Here is a 21,097-nt window from a genome sequence, read left to right on the forward strand (position 1 = left end):
ACGGGGACACGGGGAAGGAGTCCGCGCGATGGCGTGGGACGAATGGGAGCAGCTGAAGTCACAGGCAGCGGAGCGTCAGTCGGCACAGATGCAACTGAATCAGCTCGATCCGAGTGGCGGAGGCTACACCCAGGAGCCGGGCCAGTACGGCGACCTGACGGTCAACCAGGGTGACCTAGCGAGAATCGGCAAGAACGCGTTCGGCTTGTACAACGACCTGTGGAACAAGGGACGCAGGGCAGTGCCCGCCAGTGAGACGGCCGCAGGCAGCCTCTCCAAGAACGGCTTCGCGCTGGGAGGCGCTCTCAAACACGTGGCAACGCGGTGGGATGAACAGCTGTCCTCGCTCAGGGACGCGTGCGCGCACATCTCCAACCACATGACCGTCACCAAGAAACTGCACTCGAGCGACGACCATTACATCCGGCGCCAAATGAGCAGCATCGACCTACTGGACGCGGGCTTCGACGAGAGGGTCGGTGAACCGGGCGGAAGGAACCCCGTGTACGGCGATCCCGGCGTGAAGAAGGACGAGAACTGATGGATCTCGACGCCCTCCGATTCGCCGACTTCAGTCAGCTCGACACGGCCATCGACGACTGGTCGACCATGGTCAAGGACCTCGCAACGGTGAAGGATGACGCTGCGAAGGGTCTCCGGGGCGCGGCCAACAAGGCCAATTGGGCTGGCTACAACGCCACTGTGACGAAGGAGTTCATCGGCAAGACGGCCGGTGAGTTCGCCGACGCCCACGCGCAAGCCACATCATTGTGGAACATCCTCAGAGACACGCGGGACGATCTCAAGAAGTACCAGACCAGGCTGAACGATGCGCTCGACCGGGGCTTGAAGAAGAACCTGACGGTAGTTTCGACCGGTGACGGCGGATTCACTGTCACCATGAACGTCCACCCCGATCGCGCCGCGAAGGGCACGACGGTTCCCGATCACAGTGAAGGTGACGTCATCGCGCTTCGCGACGAAGTGCAAGAGATCCTCAACGGGGCGACGGAGATCGACAACTCAGCCAGCACCGTTCTCAGGGCGATCACCGAACAAAGCGCCGTCGGCTTCTCGGATGCCGGCTACAAGGACCGGGACTCCGCGGCCGAAGCCGTCAAAGCGGCCGACGAACTGGCTAGGCTGGCGAAGAAGAATCCTGAGGACCTCACGGTCGAGGAGTTCGACCGCCTCAACAAGGGACTCAAGGAGTACGCGGACGACGAGCTGTTCGCGGAACGCTTCGCCACGTCTCTCGGTGCAACAGGAACACTCAACTTCTGGACCGGCATCAACGACCACACGCAAAATGCCTGGGAAGTGGAACGCAAGCGAGCCGACCAATACGCCGACCTCCAGAAACATCTCAGCCTTACGCTCGCCACCGCGTCGCAAAGCGACAGCGCGAACATGGTCGACTGGAAGTCCGGGATGCTCGACCTGGCGGACAAGCCCGTAGGCCGCAACGGTGGATTCCCGCTGGGAGCCCAGGTCATGACCAACCTGATGCGGTGGGGCGATTACGACGACCGCTTCCTCGTCGACTACGGCGACAGGTTGATCGAGACGGAGAAGAAGTTCACGCGCAACGGCCGCCACGGCGCATGGACACGAGGCGGCGGCGACTCAGTCCTGAACCACTCAGGCACCGACTCGGGCTGGGACCCGATGACCGGATATCTCAAAGCCCTGTCCAACAGCCCGGACGCGGCGACGGAGTTCTTCAACGGCACTTTCGTCACCAAGGACGAGGATCACGAGTTCACGCAGGATCTCGACGATGACGGAACCGAGGCCAAGCGGTCGCTAACCAACTTCGACTACCTCTTCGAGGAGCGTGACTGGCCGCAGGACTGGGACAGCAAGGGCGAAGAAAGTATCGCGGGGCGGAACACTCTGGCATTGGCCTTGGAGGCGGCCACCACGGGGCATCCGGCGGGCGAGCTCCCGACAGCGGACACACCGGCTCATAATGCGGAGCAGGCGAGGCTGACCGAGAGCCTGGTGTCATCTATCTCAGAAAACCCAGCACGGCTCACCGACCATAGCTTCATGTCTGACAGCATCGCCCAAATCGCCTCCGAATATCTACCGGATGTCAATCGGGCAATGACGGATGACGCAGACAACGACACCGCAAGGCTTTTCCCTGTCGCGGGCACCCCGGCCAACTTCCATCACCGGGATGTGACAGCGCTCCTCATAGCGGTCGGGCAGAATCCTGAGGGTTACACAACCGTTGAATTGGCCAACAAGGCGTACATGTCCAACCTCATGGACTATCACATGAATCCCAACACTCCCGCCGAAGTGAGATACTCCAAAGACCTTTTCTTCGCTGTCGACCAGATTGCCCACGGGTCGGGAGAGGTTTCGGGAACCCTCGCCATCGGTCGCCAGGAGGCCCTGGCAGGTCCTGCGGATCTCGATGACACGGCTCACGCTGAAGCCATGGCACAGCGGAAAAACGCAATTTCTGGTGGTATCGGGACAGGCATCGGTGTAGGCGTCACGTTCATGGCGAGCCCAGTGGGAGGAGCTGTGGCGGGTGGCCTTGCCAGTACCGTCAGCAGCATGGTTCTGGAAGAAGTGTTCAAGGATGCCCAAGGCGATGCGAAGGCCGACGCGACAGGCGAAATGGCGAAACACTGGGAAAGCGGCCTGGATCGAAACGCCTCGTACACCGAAACCGCCACTGAACTCGCCGCCAAAACTCACCACAGAACCGACCTGCTGGAACTGATCATTGACGACAAGGCGCGCAGTGCGGCGCAAAGGGGATTCAAGGATGCCGGGACGAACGCCGAGTACATGGCACCTCATCTCAAGACTGACATCTGACGCTATACGGAAGGCTCCTCGGGTGTTTCACTCGCCCTCCACGGGTCCCGAATGGGCGCGCCGCGCCACCGCAAGCGCCGCCCTGGCCGGATTTCTAGCAGTGTCCGCATGTTCGACCGGCAGTGGAGAAAAGGACAGAAACTACACAATGCCCCGCACAATGTGCGGGATTCAAATGGCTCCCGACCTATGGCAAAGCATTATGCCCGGAGGAGACTCGGTCGCCGTGCAGCCATCATCGCCCAATACGGGGACGAAGCGGTGTGACGTCATCGTTGATGGCGACCTCGCGGTCCGGCAGACCCAGACCTGGTGGAGCGACAACGAGACCGTCACGACGATCGCCGCGGGGTATGCCAAAGTCGACGAGGGTGAGGTAACGGCCGACGAACGCTATCTCTATTCGGGCAGCGGGGCCGTAGGTCGAACTGCGACGTCTTGTCGAGCTGCGAATCATCCAGACCAAACCCTATACACAGTGATTCAAGTGTTCGCCCCTGACCGATCCGACCCCGCCGCCATGAAGAAACTGATCACGGCTTACACCAAGGCGCTCGAAGGCTCCGCCGCGTGCCACGGATCGCGCTGACGGCCGAAAGTGACATCGGGGTGGGCGCCTCCCGTGCGCGTCCACCCCGGTGTTGTGAAAGGTCCTGTTGCTACATGAAGTAGCTCGCGCCCTTCAGGTCGCCGCCCCGGTAGTCGCCGCCGGCGGTCTGGACGCGCTGGCCGATCTGGACCAGCGCCGCGTGGATGCCCCTGGCGTGCTTGTCCCACTGGGCGGACTTCTTCTGGAATTCGCTGTACGCCTCGCCGCCCCAGCCTGACGAGACGTTGAGCACGGCCTGCTTCAGGGCCTCGAGGTCCTCCTCGAGCTTCTTCGCCTGGTTGCCGAGTTCGGTGGCGAGCGCGTCCATGGTGCCGTAGGTGACGGCGAGCTCGTCGTAGTGCGCTCCGGACATGTTTCCCTCGTTTCTGTGGCGCGGTCAGCCGGGTTGTGTGGCCCGGCGATACTGCAGCTGCGGTTCGTCAGTAGCTGTTGAGCGCCGACGTCTTGCCGCCGAGGTCCTCGACCGAGATCTTGCGCATGTCGGCGTCGATCTGGTCTTCGAGGTTGCGCTTGTCGGTCTTGTTCATGTGGATGCCCTCGAGGAAGTCGTCGAGCATCTTGCCGATCGCGACCATGTGGCCGTTGATCTCGGTCTGCTTCGCGTTGAATGCGTTGGCGCCCTGGCCCCGCCAGGCCTTCTCGATCATGTCGATCGTTCCCTGCAGCTTCGCCAGCGACTGCCGGATGTTGTCGTAGCGATCGACGACTTCCGTCTGAAGCCGCTGTACGTCGCCTTCATTTAGCTTGCGGTCTACCATGTCGGTACTCCGTTTCCTGAGAGTTCGCGCTCGTTATGCGTGCGCAGGCGCGCGGGTGTTGCAGTCGCCGCCAGGAGTGGTCAGGCTCCTCGCCGGGACCGGACCATGGCGTAGGCGCCGGCCCCGATCACCAGGACAGTTCCTGCCGCCCCCAGCGCGACCCACATCGTGGTGCTGCCGGACGATTCCGAGCTTGATCCTGCCGCCGACGTGTCGCCGCCGGAGTTGCGGTCGGGGGACTGGGACGAGGCGGCCGCGGAGGGCGAAGCAGGGCCCTCGTCGGTTACGCCCGTCACGTTCTCCTTGGCGAGCGGGTCGGTGCCCGCTGCAACTGGGTTGAAGTCGGCGTCCTCCAGCACCTTGCGGGGGCGGATCAAGCCGTATCCGAGGTAGGTGCTCGGGTCGTCCCTGGCCCAGTCACGTCCGGCGGTGTCGATCAGGCTGGCGAGCACCTGGTTGGCCGTCCAGTCGGGGTGGGCGGACCAGACGAGGGCTGCCGAGGCGGAGGCGATGGCGGTGGCTTGGCTGGTCCCCTTGCCTACGCAGTACGACCGGAAGTTTTCGTCGCACCAACCGGGTACGTTGAGGCCAGGGGCAGCAAGATCAACGTAGTTGCCGCGCTCCGAGAAGGTTGTTACCGCGCCATTCTCGTCCGAAGCTGCGACACCGACGACGTAGGGATAGGCCGCCGGATAACCGATCAGGTCCTTCCTTTGCCCGTCGTTGCCGACGCCGGCGAACATCAGCTTGCCTTTGGACTGGGCATACCTGACGGCCGCTTCCCCTTCCGCGGTGGCACCGGGGTTCGCGAAGGACATGCTGATGATCTGCGCGTCGCTGTCGGCGGCAGCCCTGATCGCCTGCGCCGACTTCGCGGTCTTCTCCAGCTCCGTTCCCCTCAGATCGTCCAACGCAATCCGGTAGGGCACGATCTTTGCCCCCGGGGCAAGGCCTTTCAGACCGTCACCGGCGCCAGTACCGGCGATCAACTCCGCCATCGTCGTCCCGTGGCCCGTGTAGTCCTTTGTCGCGCCGTACGCGACGGCCTCTGGTACCTCGTCAGCGAGTACCTGCCCCTTCAAGGAGGCGGTGTCCGGGTTGACGCCAGAGTCGATGACCGCGACCTTTATGCCTTCACCGCTACTCACCTTCCACATCTCATCGGCCTTCATCGCCGACAGGTACCACTGCTGGGACTGGACGTCTGCGGCTGCCACTCCCGGAGCCAGACCTACCGACAGAGCTGCCAAGGCCCCGAGCACTGCGCAGACGGCTGAAACTCGTCCTCTGTTACGTCCCGCGCGAGGCGCACTACACTCACCGCGTCGGTCGATCCTTGCCACCATGCCTCGTTCGTCCTCGATCTTGTCCGGTCAGTCGGACGACGACGCCCCATCGCGCCGCTCTTCCCGGCGCAAAGGCGTGCCACCCGTTCCCCGATTGCCCGCTGCCCTGCGCTTTGGCGTCCCGACGACGCCATTTGAACTGCTGACGGAGGCGCGAGACGCCTCTCCCGCACCGGCCCTAGCACCCGACGCCCCGATCACCCCACGCTGGCCGGGCCTTTCGCCGGTGCCGCGCGAGGTGGGTGCTTGTTCACTGCCGATGACCGTGCCACGCGGCATCCGTGAGGCAGTGGTGCCGGCGGTAGCTCCGGGGACAGGCCTCCCGCCGACGACGCCACCAGTCGTGCGCCCCCCACCAGCGGGCCCGGCACCGGTACGCCCGGGGTTCGTGGTGCCCATTCCAGTGACAGGGCCGCGGGAGACGCCACCGGCCTGCCCAGCCGTAGGTGCCGCAGGTCGAGGTACCCCGCCGACGACGCTACGTCCCACCGGGCCAGCCGCACGACCAGTTGCATGTCCTGGTGCGATGGCTCGTCCCGCCGGTCCCGACGGACCGGTTCCCGTCCGTCCTGCTGCGGTGCCAGTCGGAGCACCACCAATCCGCCCCTGTGCAGACGCGGGAGTTCTGGACGCGGGTACGCCACCAATGCCCGAGGTGCGCCCTACCGGACCTCGCGAAACGGGGGAGGTCGCAACGGGAGCGAATGGAGGAGGCGATGCCACAGGAGAGACGTTGGGGCTCGTCGTCTGAGGAGACATGACAGGTGGCGGCTTCATGGTCTCCTGCGGCGGCAAAGTGCCGACGGTGTCGATCTGCATGCCGACGTGTCGCTCCGGGCTCACGACGGCGTCGTCCGCAACCGCGGCTGCAGACAGACCGACACCCTGCGCGCGCTCGGCATGGGCACTCACGGCGTGACGACGCTCGGTGTCCGGGGCACTTGCACCCGAAAGAGTGCGTGTCTCCTCGGTGTCAGGAGGTTCCACACGGACTCTCCCGTCAAACGGCACCGGCACCCCCGCATCCGGCATCGTCGGGAACACCGGCTCCTCGGCCTTTTGCATCAGGCCGTGCGACACCGTGTAGAACGACGCCAGCCGGTACATCTGGTTGATGGCTTCCTGGCGGTGTTTCTCCGCCTGTACCGCCGCCGTGTACGCGTCGTTACTCTCGACCCGCTTGGCCTCGGGGATGTCGTCGACGGTCTTGGGGTCCGTGCGGGTGTCGCGCGGGGGCATGGACTTGCGTACGGAGGCGAGGCCGGCGCCGGCCGCGAAGACCTGGGTGCCCACCACGTCGGCGTAGGTGGCCAGTTCGCGCGCGGTGGTGGCGAGGTCGTTGCCCCATTTGTGGACGGCGTTGCGGGCCTCGCCCTCCCAGTCGACGTCGCCGAGGTTCAGGGTGAGTTCCTCGGCCGCCGCGTCGATGGCGTTGCGTGCGCTGATGATGGCCTCGCCGGCGGCGTCCAGCAGCTCCGGGTTCGCGGACTCGACGATGTCGATCATCTTGTTGAGGTCGTAGCCCTCGAAGCTGGACTTGCCGAAGTGGAGGCCTCGGGCCGACCCCAGGGGGCTGAGGTCGACCAGTCTGGTCATACTCATGACCGCGTCGAGGCTGCCGTTCTGCTGGGCGGCTTCCTGGTGTTCCGCCGCGTGAGGGTTCGGCTGCTTCCTGTCCTTGTCGCCGCTCATCAGTACCCCGCGTCCGTGCGATCGGCGTCGTTCTTGCGGTTGACCTGTTCGTGCAGCATCTCTTCGCGCTGCTGGTTGACCTCGGCCCGGATCTCGTGGAACCGGTAGCGGGCCTCCTCTTCGAGGTGGTCGAAGGTCACGTCCACACCGTGCACGGCGATCATCATCGCCTCGAGCTGGAGACCGAGCGACCTGGACAGGGACGAGATGCGCTCGTGGACGCGCTCGTACTCCAGGTGGAGTGCCTTCGCTTCCGGGAAGTCGCCCATCCCGAAAGCGCCTTGGGACAGGCTGTGGGCCGCCACCTTCGACGGGCCGCCCGCCGAGTCCTCGAAGTCCCGGAGCAGATCGTCCACGCGTTGTTTGAACTTGGACAACGCCATCAGGCCACGTCTGACGTCGGCGGCCCCGCCCAAGTCTGCAGGAAGCACGAAGCTTTCCCTCCCCGTTGTTTCGTTGCCCGTCCTGAGCAGCCAACGCCTCTCAAGTGTTCGTGACCGCAACTTGAACCACTCTAGTGACTCTCACTGACAGGCCCAACTGCCATTTGCGACAGCCGTGATGCCGTGGCTCCGTGGATTCACCGTTGTCCGCGAGGCGACCTCGGAGGGCACGGCTGCTCGGCCCCCGTCACCCTCCGCGCCCGCCGTCGCGCGTCCCGGATCGCCACGGCGGTGCCTCCGAAGCCCGCGGCAAGGACCGCCGCGGCCACTGCCACGTAGGTGGCCAGGCGGGCGTTGCGCTCGTCGGGGGTCTCGCCGAGCTGGAACTTCGCGGGTGTGGGCGCCTCGGCCCGGGTGAGGCCCTCCTGGGGGCTCGGGGACTCGACCGGGTGATCGTCCTCCGTCACCGCTCGGACCGGGTCCACCACACCCCAGCCGACCAGGCGGTCGTGGCCGGCGATCGTGCGTTCGGCGGTCTGCTCGATCTGGGCGCCGATCTGCTGGGCGGTCCAGTCCGGGTGCTTCGCCTTGACCAGTGCCGCCACACCCGCGACGTACGGCGCCGCGAAGCTCGTACCGCTGTCGGAGCAGTGGCCGCCGTCGGGCACGGTCGAGATCATGTCGACGCCGGGGGCCGCCACGTCGACGAAGTCGCCGGACTGGGAGAAGGCGGCACGTTCGTTGTTGCGGTCGGAGGCGGCGACCGCGAGGACGCCGTCGTAGGACGCCGGGTAGGTCTTCTTGACGTTGCCCCCGACGCCGTCGTTGCCGGCCGACGCCACGACGACGACGTCCTGGGCGAGGGCCTCGGCGATCGCCTGTTCCAGTTCCGGGTGGGGCTTCGCCGCGTTCGAGGTGTCCTGGGAGATGTTGATGACCCCGGCCTCGGCCTCGACGGCGCGCCGGATCGCGGTGGCCAGGGTCTTGGTGTCGCCGTGGCCCTCCGCGTCGTTCTGCTGGATCGGGATGATCGTCGCGTCGGGGGCCAGGCCCACGAAGCCGGTGCCGCTCGCGGGGCGGGCCGCGATGATGCCCGCGACCTTGGTGCCGTGGCCGACGATGTCCGTCGTGCCGTTCTCCTTGCCTCGTTTGATTGGTTCGCCGTTCTCGTCCTTGAGGTTCCTCGGCAGGACGTTGATGCCGGATTTCGCGTCGACGGCGTCCGTGAGCTGCGGGTTCTTCACGTCCACGCCCGTGTCGATCACCGCCACCCGCACGCCCTTGCCGGTGGACCGGCTCCAGAGTTCGTCCAGCATGACGCGTTGCAGGGACCAAGGGCGGCCCGCGTACAGGCCGTTGGGGAACGTGCACTGGTCCGAGTACGGCAGCTTGTCCGCGGCCACCGCGGGGGGTGCGAGCGGTGTGGTCGCCGTCAGCATGGCCGCGGCCGCCACCAGCGTCGTACGAAGCACTGTCACCGTCCCTCTCACGAGCCCTGCGGCTGGCGGGCCGCCGCCGTCGACAGACGAGGGCCGGTGGGCAGGAACTCCGACCACGCGGCGGGGATCGGCGCCGGGTCGACGTCCTTGTAGCCGAGGAGGGTCTGGGCCTGCATGGCCGCCTCCTGCTGCTCACGCCGCTCGGCGGTGGTGCCGATGCCGGCGTCGTCCGTGGCGCTGTCGCCGTTGGACTGGAGGACGTGGCGCAGGCCCGTGTCGGTGACCAGGAACACCGGGCCGGTCCTGGTGGCCTCGCCCTGGAACTGGCGGTAGAGCTGACCGGAGCCCGGGGTGACGTAGGCGCTGGCGGCGCCCACGGGAAGCTTCCGCGGGAAGTCCGTGCCCGCCCACGTGCTCAGGGTGGTGACACCGGTGCCCGCGTCCACGCCGCGCAGGACGTTGCAGATCGTGCTGCGGGTCCCCTTCTTCTCCGACGCCTCGTTGACGGGGGTGGGGTCTCCGGCAGGCCAGCGACGCTCGGTGCCGAAGGGCTTGCCCGGCACGATGTCGCCGGGACTCACCGCCTGCGCCTGGCCTGCCTGGTCGAGCGAGGCCAGCTCCGCGCTGAACAGCAGGAGTTGGGCGACGAAGGCGGAGACGGGTGCGACGCGGCCGGGCAGCACCACGTAGTACTGGGGCGCGTTGTTGTCCATCGCCTTCAGCACCATGCCGACCTTGTCGGTCGCCTCGTCCAGCCGGCCCGGGGCGTCGGCCGCCGCGCCCGGCCGTCCGGTGACGGCCGGGAAGGTGATCGGGTCGCCCCGGTGCAGGGTGGCGAGCCACTCCGCGGACACTCGCTGGGGTTTCCGGTCCGAGCCGACCACGGCGCGCAGCAGCAGTTCGTCCCCCTTGTCGACGGGGTACGCCGTCCCGCCCCCGTCGACGACGTAGTGCTCGCCGTCCGGGGCCGTGACGTAGAGAAGCCGGCCGCCGCGGAGTCTGTCCTTGCCGTCGGTCGCCGCCATGTCGCGGGAGGACAGGACCAGTGCGGCCTTCTCCACGGAGTCGCCGCCCGCGCCGGGCCGTTCGCAGATCACCCAGCGTTTCGCGGTACCGGCGTCCTCCGCCGAGGGCAACCGGTCCGGCGCGTACGGAATGCCGATGGTGGCACCGTGCGGGATCCTGCCGTCGTCGAGGACGGACTCGGCGACGGTGACCACGTCGCCCTGCCCCGCCTCCAGGAGCAGCTTCGCGGAGGCCATGTTGAGGACGGGATGGAGCTGGACCTGCCCGTCGGTCTTGAGTACGACGTAGCGCGTGGTCGACTTGCTGGCGACGATCACCTTGGCGTTCGGCTCGTCCCAGCCCTTCGGCGCCGCCGGTTTGAACATGCCCCATGCCCCGAAGACCGCCATGACGACGATGCCGACGATGATGCCGGGCACTACCGCGCGCAGCGGCCGGGGCGCCCCCTGCTCGGAACCGTCGGGCGACGACTGAAGGAAGGCCGCGAGCATACGGCGCTTCGCGAAGGTGTAGGCATTGAGCTGGTCCCGCCGAGATGCCATCTGTGCCTGTCTCTCCCCGTGATTCGCTGTGGCCGCGCGGGCGGATGGCGCGCGGCCCCGCCTGCGTTGTCGGACCGGCCCCCTACTATGCCCGGTATCCCTGGGGACTTGGGGGGACGGGTAGTGTGACCGGGCCTCAAAGGCCTTGTGCGGTGCCGAATTGCCGACGAGTTGTGAGCAGGACGGGGAAAACGGGGGGATGGTGTGATGGCTGCCGGAACACGCGACCGGTCCCGTGGCCGCTCGCGACCGGAGGGCTCAGCGGCACCTCGGCAGGCGTCCGCGCGGCGTCCTGCCGCGCCGGGGGCGCTCCATCTGAGATCGCGTGCGACGCGGTCCGGGGCATTCCGGTTGCAACGCGTCGTCATGCTGGAGATCGCCGCGGCCACGCTGCTCGTCGGATGGGTGATCGGTCCGGTGGCCCTGATGGTCGCGACGGTGATCGCCGTCTGTGTGCTGCTGGTCGCCTTCGTACGCCGGCGGGGTCGGTCTCTGCCCGAATGGCTGGCGTTGACGCAGGAGTTGCGGGCGCGACAGCGGCGTGCCGTGAGCGCGCAGGTGCCTCCGGGCACGGAGCCGGGCCTCGCGCCCGCCGTCGAATGCGACCCGAGCCTTCGGACCTCCACCTACGCCGGTCGCGACCGTCGGCCCGTCGGCATCATCGGTGACGGCACGTTCGTCACCGCCGTGCTGCAGGTCGAGGCCGACGCGACCGCGCTGCGCGCCGACCGCAACCGGCAGCCCCTGCCGCTCGGTCTGGTCTACGACGCGCTGGACGTGGACGGGATCCGGCTGGAGTCGGCACAGGTCGTGCTGCACACCCAGCCCGCGCCCGCGCTGCATCTGCCGCAGCAGTCCGTCGCCGTCGCCAACTACGCGCCGCTCCAGGAGCAGACGGGAGCGCCGGCCGTACGCCTCACCTGGATCGCCCTGAAGCTCGACCCGGAGCTGTGCCCCGAGGCCGTGGCGGCACGCGGTGGCGGTCTGCTGGGCGCGCAGAAGTGCGTCGTCCGCGCCGCCGACCAGCTGGCGAGTTGGCTGACCGGAGCCGGATTCCGTGCGGGCCTCCTCGACGAGGAGGAGCTGACCGCCGCCGTCGCCACTTCGGCCTGCGCCAATCCGCTGGTGACGGCGGAGGCCGGCCGTACGGAGGCACGGGAGCGGCGGACCGAGGAGTCCGGCAGGAGCTGGCGCTGCGACAACCGCAGGCACACCACCTACTGGATCCGTCGTTGGCCGACCCTGGGCGGCCAACGGGCGCCCTCTCTGCCACAGGTCATCGCGCTGATCACGGCTGTGCCCGCGCTCGCCACGACCTTCAGCCTCACCCTGACGCGCGGCGAGCGACAAGAGGTGTCCGTGTGCGGACACCTGCGGGTGACGGGCCGCAGCGACGACGAACTCGTGGCGGCACGCCGGGCGTTGCAGGCAGCGGCACGGCACACGGGCACCGGACTCGCCCGTCTCGACCGGGAACAGGTGCCCGGTGTACTGGCCACCCTTCCCCTGGGAGGTGCGCGGTGACGGCCACGACCACCGGAGCGGGACGGGACGCCGGCCGCGGTGAGCAGCAGGGCAGCACCGCCGAGCGGGCGAGGGAACTGCTGCGAGGGGGCTTCGGACTGAGGGGTCCGCGGCATGCGCGGCACTCCGTGCCCGTGAGCCAACTGGAGGCGCTGTCGCTGCCCATCGGCGACGACGGTGTCGTGATCGGGGTGGACGCCGAGACGCGGCCCGCGGTACTGGGGATCAACCGTCCGACGCCCTACGACGTCGTCCTCATCGGCGGCCTGTGGACAGCGCAGGTCATCGCCCTCCGGACGGCGGCGACCGGCGCGCGCGTCGCCGTGGAGACCGGGCGACCGCGGGCCTGGATGCAGATGGTGCACGCCATGGGCGGCGGGCAGAACGGCCTGGCCGTCCACGAGGTCGGCCGGGTTCCCCCGCAGGGCAGCTCGGCGGGGACGCCCGTGCTGGTGGTGCGGGACTGCGGCATGCGCCCGCCTCGCGGGCGGGTCGTCTCCGGGCCCTGGCAGTCGGTGCTGACCGTGCTGCCGTATCTCAGTCCGGTGGCTCCACGCCTGGTACGGCAGGCGCGACTGGTCGGTGTGCAGCGCGTCTCCCCGGACGAGGCGGCGGAGCTGGGGCGCACCATGGCGCTGCTCCGCGCCGATGTGGACGCTCTTCCCACCCTGCCGGACGGTCTGACCCTCTGGTGCACCGACCGTGACAGGCAGTACGTGATGACGCAGCCCACCGACGCGGAGATCGGGCTTCTGGGTTCGCCACGAAGGATGGACTGAATCAGCCACCACGTGAGGCGGATTGCGCGTTCGAGGCCGATTGTCCCCTACCGCCCGTTTTCAACCTCCGCTATTGGCTGGTTTGTTCACGAGGGGACGCTCCGCACGCCGTCTTCTGGCCGAATGTGACACCGCGGAGCGGCCGTGATGGAGTGGACGGGCCTGCCGATGTGGGCGGCGTGGTGATTAGGCTGGTACCGGGCGCGACGCCCGTACTCGTGGACCAGGCGTCCGACCTCAGGGGGAGCGCCCGTGGACGGACGACCTCGTATCGACCAAGCCCTACAAGTACGGGTCGCCCCAGCACGGCATGAGGGTGCTCGACCACACCAGGAGGAATTGTGAGCAGCGATCGGGACGGGATCCGCGGGGGCTGGGCGACGCCCGGCGATGACCAGCCCGACGCGGAGGCCGCCATCGAGATGACGGGCGAGTTCACCATCGACTACGCGCCGCCTGCCTGGTACACGCAGAACGCGTCCGGAGCGTCGGGGGATTCGGCGCACTCGGACGATTCGGGGAACACCGGAAACGCGGGGAACTCCGAGGATCCGGGGTCCCATTCGTCACCGTCCGCGGCCTCCGGGGCGCCCGGGGCCGGTCCGGCCGCTCCGGTCCCTGCCCCGACCCCGGAGTTCGGGCCCGGGCCCACTCCGCCGGCCCCTCCCGCTCCGGTCGCGCCGTTCACGCCACCCGCCCCTGTACCGATCCCCGGCGTGCCGTTCACACCGCCTCCGGCCGCTCCTGAGCCGGGAATCCCGTTCCCGCCTCCGATCACGCCGCCGTCCGGGGAGCACGGGGGTGTGCCCAGGCTGCCCGAAGGAAGCGGCTTCGAGCCTCAGGCACCGGTCGCACCTGCCCCTGAGGCCACTCCGGCGCCCCCGGTCCCCCAGGCTCCCCCGGCTCACCCCGCTCCCCCCGCACCACAGGCCTCCGACGAGGCCGAGCCCGGGAGCGGAGACCTGGAGAGCGGCGCCACCATGCGGTTCTCCGCGGCCTCCCTGCAGCAGGAGATCGCCGACCGCGCCGCCGCGGCCGAAGCGCACGAGAAAACCGAGGCCGAGGTCGGTGAGCGGGCCGAGGGTGACTCCTCGGGCGCGTCGGACGAGACCGATGCCTCCGAGGACGCCGACCACGAGACTCCGCGCACCGAGTCCAGCCCGGACGCCGACACTCCGGCAGGTACCGACGAGCCCGACGCCGCAACGGCTGCCGACGACTCCACCGGCGCCGACGCCGCAGCGGGTTCCGCAGCCCCCGACGACGACGCTGCCCAGGACCAGGCCGTCGCCGCGCCGCCGACACCCGACGCGCCCTCCGCCTGGACTCCCCCGCCCACCCCGCACAGCGGCGTCCCCCCGTTGCCGCCGTCCTACCAGCCCGCGGCTCCTGTCCCGCCCGCCCAGCCGGAGCCGCAGCCCGGCGCCGCCCCGGACCAGCCGCCCCTGCCTCCGCAGCAGCCGTCGGTCCCGCCGCAGCCCCAGCCGCAGTCGGCGCAGCCCGCGTGGACCCCGCCGATCCAGGCCCCGGCGCCCACCACACCCGACATCCCGCATCAAGCCACCGGCGAGCCCCACGCCCAGCAGGGCTACGGCTTCCCCAACCCGACCGCCCCCAACGCGCCCCAGGGTTACGGCTTTCCGCACCCCGGCGTCCCCCACGCCCAGGACGGCTACGGCTTCCCCCACCCCGGCGTCCCCCACGCTCAGGGTGGCTACGGATTCCCCCAGCCCCCGGCGCAGCCGCACGCCGCCCACCCGGGTGTCCCTCCGCAGCAGAACCCTCAGGCTCCCCAGCCCGCACAACACGGACAGCACGGACAGCAGGGACCGAACCCCCAGGCTCCGCAGGCCCCGCAGGCCCAACAGGCCCAACAGGCCCACCAAGCACCTCAGTTCCCGCAGCACGCCCAGCACCAGCAGAACCAGAACCAGCAACACCCCCAGTACCAGCAGCAGCACCCCCACCAGTACCCCCAGCCCCACGCCCCGCAGGGATACCCCCAGCCCCAGGACCAAGCCCAGCCTCAGCCTCAGCCTCAGCCTCAACCCCAGCCCACCCCGCCCCCGGACCCCCGCCTCGGCACCGCCTGGCCCCAGCCGCTCCAGCACGACCAGCGCCAGCCCACCAACCCCGGTGCGGCGCCGCTCGGTTACACCGCCGCCGTCGAGCTCTCCTCCGACCGCCTGCTCAACAACAAGCGGCAGAAGCCGAAGAGCGGGCGTCCCGCCGCGGGCGTCTCCCGCTTCAAGCTGGGTGCGAAGAAGGAGGAGGCGGAGCGCCAGCAGAAGCTTCAGCTGATCCGGACGCCGGTGCTGTCCTGCTACCGCATCGCCGTGATCAGCCTCAAGGGCGGCGTCGGCAAGACCACGACGACCACCGCCCTCGGCTCGACGCTCGCCATCGAGCGCCAGGACAAGATCCTCGCGATCGACGCCAACCCCGACGCCGGTACGCTCGGCCGTCGTGTGCGCCGCGAGACCGGGGCCACCATCCGTGACCTCGTCCAGGCGATCCCGTACCTCAACTCGTACATGGACATCAGGCGGTTCACCTCCCAGGCCCCCTCCGGCCTGGAGATCATCGCCAACGACGTGGACCCGGCCGTCTCGACGACGTTCAACGACGAGGACTACCGGCGCGCGATCGACGTGCTCGGCAAGCAGTACCCGGTGATCCTGACCGACTCGGGCACCGGTCTGCTCTACAGCGCCATGCGCGGGGTGCTCGACCTCGCCGACCAGCTCATCATCATCTCGACGCCGTCGGTGGACGGTGCGAGCAGCGCCAGTACGACGCTGGACTGGCTGTCCGCGCACGGCTACGCCGACCTGGTCTCCCGCTCCATCACGGTCATCTCGGGGGTGCGCGAGACCGGCAAGATGATCAAGGTCGAGGACATCGTCTCCCACTTCGAGACGCGGTGCCGTGGCGTCATCGTCGTCCCGTTCGACGAGCACCTCTCCGCCGGCGCCGAGGTCGACCTCGACATGATGCGGCCCAAGGTGCGGGAGGCGTACTTCAACCTCGCGGCCATGGTCGCCGAGGACTTCGTACGGCACCAGCAGATGCACGGCCTGTGGACCAGCGACGGCAACCCGCCCCCGGTCGCCGCCCCACCGATGCCGGGTCACTCCTACCCCGGCCAGCCCGCGCCGGGCCAAGCGGTACCGGGCCAGCCCATGCCGGGTCAGCCCATGCCAGGGCAGCCGATGCCCGGCCCCGGCCAGTACGCGCCCGGGCAGCCCTACGCGCCCCAGCCGGGCCACCCCGGCCACCCGCCGCAGCCGGACCACGCCGCCCCCCAGCCGGGGCATCCCCAGCCGCCGCCCCAGCACCCCGGATACGGCTACCCCCAGCCCGGTCAGCCCGAGGGGCCCCCGCCCCAGCAGTAGCGAGCGGGCGCGCACACGAAGGGCGGCCGGTGCCTCACAGGCACCGGCCGCCCTTCACTTCGTCCACGTGCCTACGACGAGGATCCAGCACCCTCCGCCGCCGCGATCAGCTCACGGCACCGCTTCACGTCGTCCGCCATCTGCTCCAGCAGATCCTCGAGCGTCTCGAACTTCGCCTGCCCGCGCACGAACGCCAGGAAGTCCACGGCGACGTGCAGCCCGTACAGATCCAGCCCCACGCGGTCGATGGCGTACGCCTCCACCGTGCGCTCGGTCCCGTCGAACTGGGGGTTGGTGCCCACGGAGATCGCGGCCGGCATGACCTCGCCCTCCACCGTCAGCCACCCCGCGTAGACCCCGTCGGCCGGGATCGCGGTGTGCGGCAGCGTCTCGACGTTGGCCGTGGGGAAACCCAGCTCACGGCCGCGCTGCGCGCCCCGCACGACGACGCCCTCGACCCGGTGCGGGCGGCCGAGGATCTCCGCGGCACCGGCCACGTCCCCCGCGCCCACCAGCCGCCGCGTCAGCGTCGACGAGAACGGCTCGCCGCCGCCCGCCTCGCCCGACACGAAGAGCTCGATGACCTCGACGTCGAAGTCGTAGACCTTGCCCTGCTCGGCGAGGAACTCGACGTTCCCGGCGGCGCGGTGGCCGAAGCGGAAGTTGGGGCCCTCGACGACGGCCTTGGCGTGCAGTTTGTCGACCAGGACCTTGCCCACGAACTCGGCGGGCGAGAGCTTGGAGAACTCCGCCGTGAAGGGGAGGATCAGCACCGCGTCCACACCCAGCTCCGCCATCAACTCGGCGCGCCGGTGGTGCGGCGCGAGCAGCGGCGGGTGGCTGCCGGGGCGGACGACCTCGCTGGGGTGCGGGTCGAAGGTGACGACGACGGCGGGGACGCCCAGCTCGCGGGCGCGTTGCACGGCGTGCCGGATGATCAGCTGGTGCCCGCGGTGGACACCGTCGTAGGACCCGATGGTGACGACGCTGCGCCCCCAGTCCTCGGGGATGTCCTCCAAGCCACGCCAGCGCTGCACTGTGACCGCTCCTCGAACCCGTGTCCGTCTATGCCTCTTACGCAGGTCTAAGGGTGCCATGCCGAGGGGGTCCGGCCCGCACCGGCATGGGGGCTGTGACCGGACGCACGTGTGCTCGTCGGGTCGAGGGAGAGCCGTACGCCGGCCAGAATCTCGATCATGCGGCGGGTGCTGGGGCCGACGACCGCGGCCCAGTCCCGAGGAGCGTCCTCCAGCCACCGCGCCACGCGGACCGCGAAACCCGGGATCTCGCGGCCCAGATCGAGCAGGGCGCAGTCGAAGCGGGTGGCTCCCGCCGGGGTGCGGACGAGGATCATGCCGGTGCGATGGACCAGGGCGCGCAGTTCGTCGCCGCCGTGCCGGGCGGCCGTCCGCAGCAGGGCAACCAGTACGGGCGCGGTCTGCTCGTGGACGAGGAGGTAGTCGCACAGTTCGCGGCGCAGGGCGCGGGAGCCGGGGGCGCCGGGCCCGGCGAGAACGCCGGCGAGCGCCGCCCTCAGCTCCTCGGGCCCACCGTCGAGCACCCCGGTGACCAGCGAGAACAGTACGGATCGGGAGTCACGACACCGGCCGGGAAGTCCGTCGCCCGCGCAGACGCAGACCTCCCCGGGGCCGTCGGCGGGCCCCTCGGCACGTGCCCCGCAGCCGACGTCGAGCAGTCCGTCGACGTACGCGGCCACGGGCTCCGCCCACCCCGTCCGCAGCGCCACCGCCTCCTGGACGAGCTCGATGACCCCCCGCACCAGCGACGGGCTCCCCGCGCCGCCTGCCCTGAGCAGCCCGCCGCCCTCGAACAGCGCCTCGGCGAGCGCGCGCAGCACTTCCCCGGCGTCCGTGCGCCGCAGCCGGGCCCGGAAGGCGCCGAGCACCGGCTCGGGATGGGTCGTCAGGGCGGTCGCGAGCGCTGACGCGGGCAGCTGCGGGTCCCCGGCGGCGAAAAGCTCGACGGCCCGGGGCAGGTGCCGGTCCCGGGTGTGCGGATCGCGTACGAGGACGGCGAGCGCCCCGCCGTGCAGTGCGCCGTCGGCCGGGCGGGCGAGCAGGGCCAGGGCCGCGTGCCGCAGCGGCGCGCGCCCGGCCTCGTCCCGGGCGTAGGGCGCGACCCGCAGCCCGTAGGTCACCGCCGTGGCCCGCCGCTCCGGCCGCTCGTCGCGCGCCCACCGGTTCACGGCCCGGCAGACGGCCGCGGTCTCCTCCTCGGCCAGTACGCCGAGCAGCTCGTCGCCCCGCCGGTGCGCGCTGTCGGCCAGCACCTCCGTGAGGCCGTCCAGCGCGCGGTGCCGATGCGTGTGCAGCAGCGCCTGCGCGGCCGTCGCCACGGTCGCGTGCGGCGCCGCCGGGAGGGCCCGTTCGTCGTCGAACCAGCGGACGAGATGCGGCTGTACGGCGGCGGGGTCGGCGGCGAGCAGGTGTGCGGCGGCGTCGAGGTACCGGCCCCCGCCCGCGTCGGCCGCGCCGATGTCGGCGCGGAGCAGGCGGCGCAGCAGATCGAGGCGTTCGGCACCGCTCAGCGCCGGTTCCGACCAGAAGGCGGGCCCGAACTCCGCCGGTACGGCCCGTCCCTGCCACCGCCAGTCGACGATCGTCTCGGCGAGGAGCCGCAGCACCCGCAGATACGGCGTGGCGTCCGGCACCCGGCGGAGCGTCTCGCCGAGCAGCCGGCCCGCCCACCAGGAGTGCGGGTCGTCGTCCAGGGCATGGAGCAGTTCCTCCAGGCGGACGGCGAGCCGGTGCGTGCCGTGCTGCCGGGCGAGCAGGAGCAGGGCCTGGACGACGGGGCCGATGCGATGGTGCGGGACGGGGTCGGGGTGCTCGCAGGCCTGGGCGGGGTGATGGACCAACGCGCGCAGGGCCTCGGCCAGGTCGAGGTGGGTGCCCTGGATCCAGTCGGCGAGTTCCTCGTCGGCGAAGCGGTATCCGGTGCCGGCGGGGACGAGGAGGCCTTCGGCGAGGACGGCGGACGCCCACCCGGTGCCACCGCCGAGCCGGGCCGGGGCCGGGCCCCTGGGGAACACGTCCTCGAAGGCGGCACGGGTCAGCTCCCCCTGTCCGGGCCCGAGGCCGCGCCGGGCCGCCTCGTGCACCTGACCGGCCACCTTCGCCGCGAGCCGGCGTACGGCGGTGCCGCGCAGGCCGTTCTCCGCCGCGAGCCGTACGGCCACGCGCAGGCACGTCAGGTCCAGGTGGGCGGCGAACACGTCGTGCCGGTCCACAGGGGCTGACCGCGGCGCGTCGGGGATCGCAGCGAGGATCCCGGAGAAAAGGCGCAGGGTGAGCGGGTGGCGGGTGTCGGGTGCGGCGAGGGCGCCGTCGGGCACGCCGTAGCGGGTGCGGGCGTGGTGGGCCTCGTCGTCGTCGAGGTCGCCCAGAGGCACACAGGGTGGCAGGCCCACGGGGCCGGCGCCGGGGTGCAGACATTCGTCGGGGAATGCCGCCCCCGCCCGTTCCCAGTACTCCGCCCGGCACGCCACGACCAGTCGCGCCCCCGTCTCCCGCAGCCACCGCACGGTCCCCTGGGACCAGGCACTCAGCCGATGGTCCAGTTCCGCCGGCATCTCCTCCGGGGCGTCGAGCAGCACGAGCAGGGGGCGACCGGAGGCCCGGGCCAGCGCCGCGAGGCCCTCAGGACCGGTGACTCCCAGGGGGGCTTCCCCGGCCTCGGGCAGGCCCCCGTCATGACTCCCTCCCCACGCGACCCGACCCCCGGCCACACTCCACGTCGCCCGGCTGAGCACCCGCCGCACCGCGTCGGCGACCGACTCGTCCCCCTCTTGGAGGTCGGCCCCCCGGAGCCACACCGTCGGCGCCGGTGCCGCACCCCCGCGCCGCCGCGCGGCAAGCGCCGCGAGCTCCGTCGTACGACCGCTGCCGGGCGGTCCGACGAGCCCCAGAACGGTGGCCGGGCTCTCGCCGAACGCGGCGAACTCCCGTACCGCACCCGCCCGTTCGACAGCCTCGACGCCGCCCGGAACTCCACCCCCCGTCGACATCGCCGTCAGTTCCAGCACGCCGCCCAGGTTGAGATCCGCCCCGTACGCGGGCACCGTCGCCGCGTTGCGGGCGAGCACCTCGGCCAGCGGACCGTACGCGGCAGGCCGCAGCGGAACGGCGAACCCGCAGTCGCGGTGCCCGGTGTGCAGGGCGGTGCCGAGCACGGCGACCACGGCCCCGGTGGCGGCGTCGACGACCGGTCCCCCGGCCGCCCCACCGCCCAGCCGCAGGGCGTCCCGCCCTGCCGTACCGATCGCGAGCTGCAGGACGTCGTCGAGCTGACGGAAGCGGTCCCTGGCCGTGTAGGTCACCCCCGTCACCGCGCCCAGTACCCGCGCCTCCCGCCAGCGGCCCGCGGCGATCCGTACATAGGTGCCGGTCGCGACCCGGTCCCGCGCGGTGATCGGCAGCGGACGCACTCCGAGCCCTCCGGCCAGTTCCCCGGCGCGCACGAGTGCCAGGTTCCGCTCGGGGAAGGAGACGACCGCCTCGGCGGGCACGACACAGCTGCGGGCGCCGGCGCTCAGGACGAGGCGGCCCGCGCCGTCGACGGCTTCGTGGCTGGTGAGGACGGTGCCCTGGTGGTCAGCGACGAAGCCGGTGCCGCGGGGGCGCCCGGCGAGGTCGTGGATGCGGACGAGGACGTCGTCGTGGGGCCCGGGCTCGTCGCCCCGCGGTGTGGTCCGTCGGTCCGGTGCCGCCATGGTCGAACCTCCCCGCCGTGCCCCCGTACA

General features: G+C 70.2%; 15 protein-coding genes. 6 read left to right on the forward strand and 9 right to left on the reverse strand.

What is annotated here, in order from left to right; genetic code table 11:
- The first annotated feature begins 28 nt into the window (after positions 1-28).
- The 3 genes from ACZ7LV_RS38210 to ACZ7LV_RS38220 all read left to right on the forward strand — a co-directional run bounded on the left by ACZ7LV_RS38210 (position 29) and on the right by ACZ7LV_RS38220 (position 3,430).
- Positions 29-541 carry a hypothetical protein gene (locus tag ACZ7LV_RS38210; protein WP_471945972.1) on the forward strand — a complete coding sequence of 171 codons (513 nt, stop codon included), beginning with the start codon at positions 29-31 and terminating at the stop codon, positions 539-541.
- On the forward strand, positions 541-2,841 hold the full coding sequence (locus ACZ7LV_RS38215) for a hypothetical protein (protein WP_471945973.1): 2,301 nt from the start codon (positions 541-543) through the stop codon (positions 2,839-2,841). Before ACZ7LV_RS38210 ends, ACZ7LV_RS38215 begins: the two co-directional genes overlap by 1 nt.
- 226 nt (positions 2,842-3,067) lie before the next feature.
- Positions 3,068-3,430: a hypothetical protein gene (locus ACZ7LV_RS38220; protein ID WP_471945974.1), complete on the forward strand. Its 363-nt coding sequence runs from the start codon at positions 3,068-3,070 to the stop codon at positions 3,428-3,430.
- A gap of 70 nt (positions 3,431-3,500) precedes the next feature.
- Here the strand turns inward: ACZ7LV_RS38220 and ACZ7LV_RS38225 are convergent, their stop codons facing one another.
- From ACZ7LV_RS38225 to eccB, 7 genes are all read right to left on the reverse strand, one after another.
- Positions 3,501-3,803 (reverse strand): WXG100 family type VII secretion target, encoded by a 303-nt coding sequence (locus tag ACZ7LV_RS38225; protein WP_365452555.1) that lies wholly within the window; start codon positions 3,801-3,803, stop codon positions 3,501-3,503.
- Between the two features lie 67 nt (positions 3,804-3,870).
- Positions 3,871-4,209, reverse strand: a complete 339-nt coding sequence (locus ACZ7LV_RS38230) for a WXG100 family type VII secretion target (RefSeq protein WP_365452557.1) — start codon at positions 4,207-4,209, stop codon at positions 3,871-3,873.
- An 80-nt stretch (positions 4,210-4,289) separates the two neighbouring features.
- On the reverse strand, positions 4,290-5,426 hold the full coding sequence (locus ACZ7LV_RS38235; protein WP_471945975.1) for a S8 family serine peptidase: 1,137 nt from the start codon (positions 5,424-5,426) through the stop codon (positions 4,290-4,292).
- A 156-nt stretch (positions 5,427-5,582) separates the two neighbouring features.
- Positions 5,583-7,247, reverse strand: a complete 1,665-nt coding sequence (locus tag ACZ7LV_RS38240) for a WXG100 family type VII secretion target (RefSeq protein WP_471945976.1) — start codon at positions 7,245-7,247, stop codon at positions 5,583-5,585.
- Positions 7,247-7,603 carry a hypothetical protein gene (locus tag ACZ7LV_RS38245; RefSeq protein ID WP_471945977.1) on the reverse strand — a complete coding sequence of 119 codons (357 nt, stop codon included), beginning with the start codon at positions 7,601-7,603 and terminating at the stop codon, positions 7,247-7,249. The genes ACZ7LV_RS38240 and ACZ7LV_RS38245 overlap by 1 nt, the downstream gene beginning before the upstream one ends.
- 224 nt (positions 7,604-7,827) lie before the next feature.
- Complete coding sequence (mycP, locus tag ACZ7LV_RS38250) at positions 7,828-9,069, reverse strand: type VII secretion-associated serine protease mycosin (RefSeq protein ID WP_471945995.1); 1,242 nt, start codon at positions 9,067-9,069, stop codon at positions 7,828-7,830.
- Positions 9,070-9,116: 47 nt separating this feature from the next.
- Entirely contained in the window at positions 9,117-10,637 is a 1,521-nt protein-coding gene (eccB, locus tag ACZ7LV_RS38255; protein ID WP_471945978.1) for a type VII secretion protein EccB, read from the reverse strand.
- 207 nt (positions 10,638-10,844) lie between these two features.
- On the opposite strand from eccB, the gene eccE reads away from it, so the two are divergent.
- From eccE to ACZ7LV_RS38270, 3 genes are all read left to right on the forward strand, one after another.
- Complete coding sequence (gene eccE, locus ACZ7LV_RS38260; RefSeq protein WP_471945979.1) at positions 10,845-12,161, forward strand: type VII secretion protein EccE; 1,317 nt, start codon at positions 10,845-10,847, stop codon at positions 12,159-12,161.
- Entirely contained in the window at positions 12,158-12,940 is a 783-nt protein-coding gene (locus ACZ7LV_RS38265) for a hypothetical protein (RefSeq protein WP_471945980.1), read from the forward strand. Before eccE ends, ACZ7LV_RS38265 begins: the two co-directional genes overlap by 4 nt.
- A gap of 341 nt (positions 12,941-13,281) precedes the next feature.
- On the forward strand, positions 13,282-16,335 hold the full coding sequence (locus ACZ7LV_RS38270; RefSeq protein WP_471945981.1) for an SCO5717 family growth-regulating ATPase: 3,054 nt from the start codon (positions 13,282-13,284) through the stop codon (positions 16,333-16,335).
- A 71-nt stretch (positions 16,336-16,406) separates the two neighbouring features.
- On the opposite strand, the gene ACZ7LV_RS38275 is transcribed toward ACZ7LV_RS38270, so the two are convergent.
- Both ACZ7LV_RS38275 and ACZ7LV_RS38280 read right to left on the reverse strand, forming a co-directional pair.
- Entirely contained in the window at positions 16,407-17,372 is a 966-nt protein-coding gene (locus ACZ7LV_RS38275; protein WP_471945982.1) for a bifunctional riboflavin kinase/FAD synthetase, read from the reverse strand.
- A 47-nt stretch (positions 17,373-17,419) separates the two neighbouring features.
- The gene (locus tag ACZ7LV_RS38280; RefSeq protein WP_471945983.1) at positions 17,420-21,067 is read right to left on the reverse strand and encodes a trypsin-like peptidase domain-containing protein; all 3,648 of its coding nucleotides are present in this window, start codon (positions 21,065-21,067) and stop codon (positions 17,420-17,422) included.
- Positions 21,068-21,097 lie beyond the last annotated feature (30 nt).

The organism is Streptomyces sp. NPDC107562 (assembly GCF_055657325.1).

Coding starts and splice junctions, on each gene's coding strand:
- ACZ7LV_RS38225 (WP_365452555.1), bottom strand. CDS start 3,803: ATGTCCGGAGCGCACTACGACGAGCTCGCCGTCACCTACGGCACCATG.
- ACZ7LV_RS38240 (WP_471945976.1), bottom strand. CDS start 7,247: ATGAGCGGCGACAAGGACAGGAAGCAGCCGAACCCTCACGCGGCGGAA.
- eccB (WP_471945978.1), bottom strand. CDS start 10,637: ATGGCATCTCGGCGGGACCAGCTCAATGCCTACACCTTCGCGAAGCGC.
- ACZ7LV_RS38215 (WP_471945973.1), top strand. CDS start 541: ATGGATCTCGACGCCCTCCGATTCGCCGACTTCAGTCAGCTCGACACG.
- ACZ7LV_RS38230 (WP_365452557.1), bottom strand. CDS start 4,209: ATGGTAGACCGCAAGCTAAATGAAGGCGACGTACAGCGGCTTCAGACG.
- ACZ7LV_RS38210 (WP_471945972.1), top strand. CDS start 29: ATGGCGTGGGACGAATGGGAGCAGCTGAAGTCACAGGCAGCGGAGCGT.
- ACZ7LV_RS38280 (WP_471945983.1), bottom strand. CDS start 21,067: ATGGCGGCACCGGACCGACGGACCACACCGCGGGGCGACGAGCCCGGG.
- mycP (WP_471945995.1), bottom strand. CDS start 9,069: ATGCTGACGGCGACCACACCGCTCGCACCCCCCGCGGTGGCCGCGGAC.
- eccE (WP_471945979.1), top strand. CDS start 10,845: ATGGCTGCCGGAACACGCGACCGGTCCCGTGGCCGCTCGCGACCGGAG.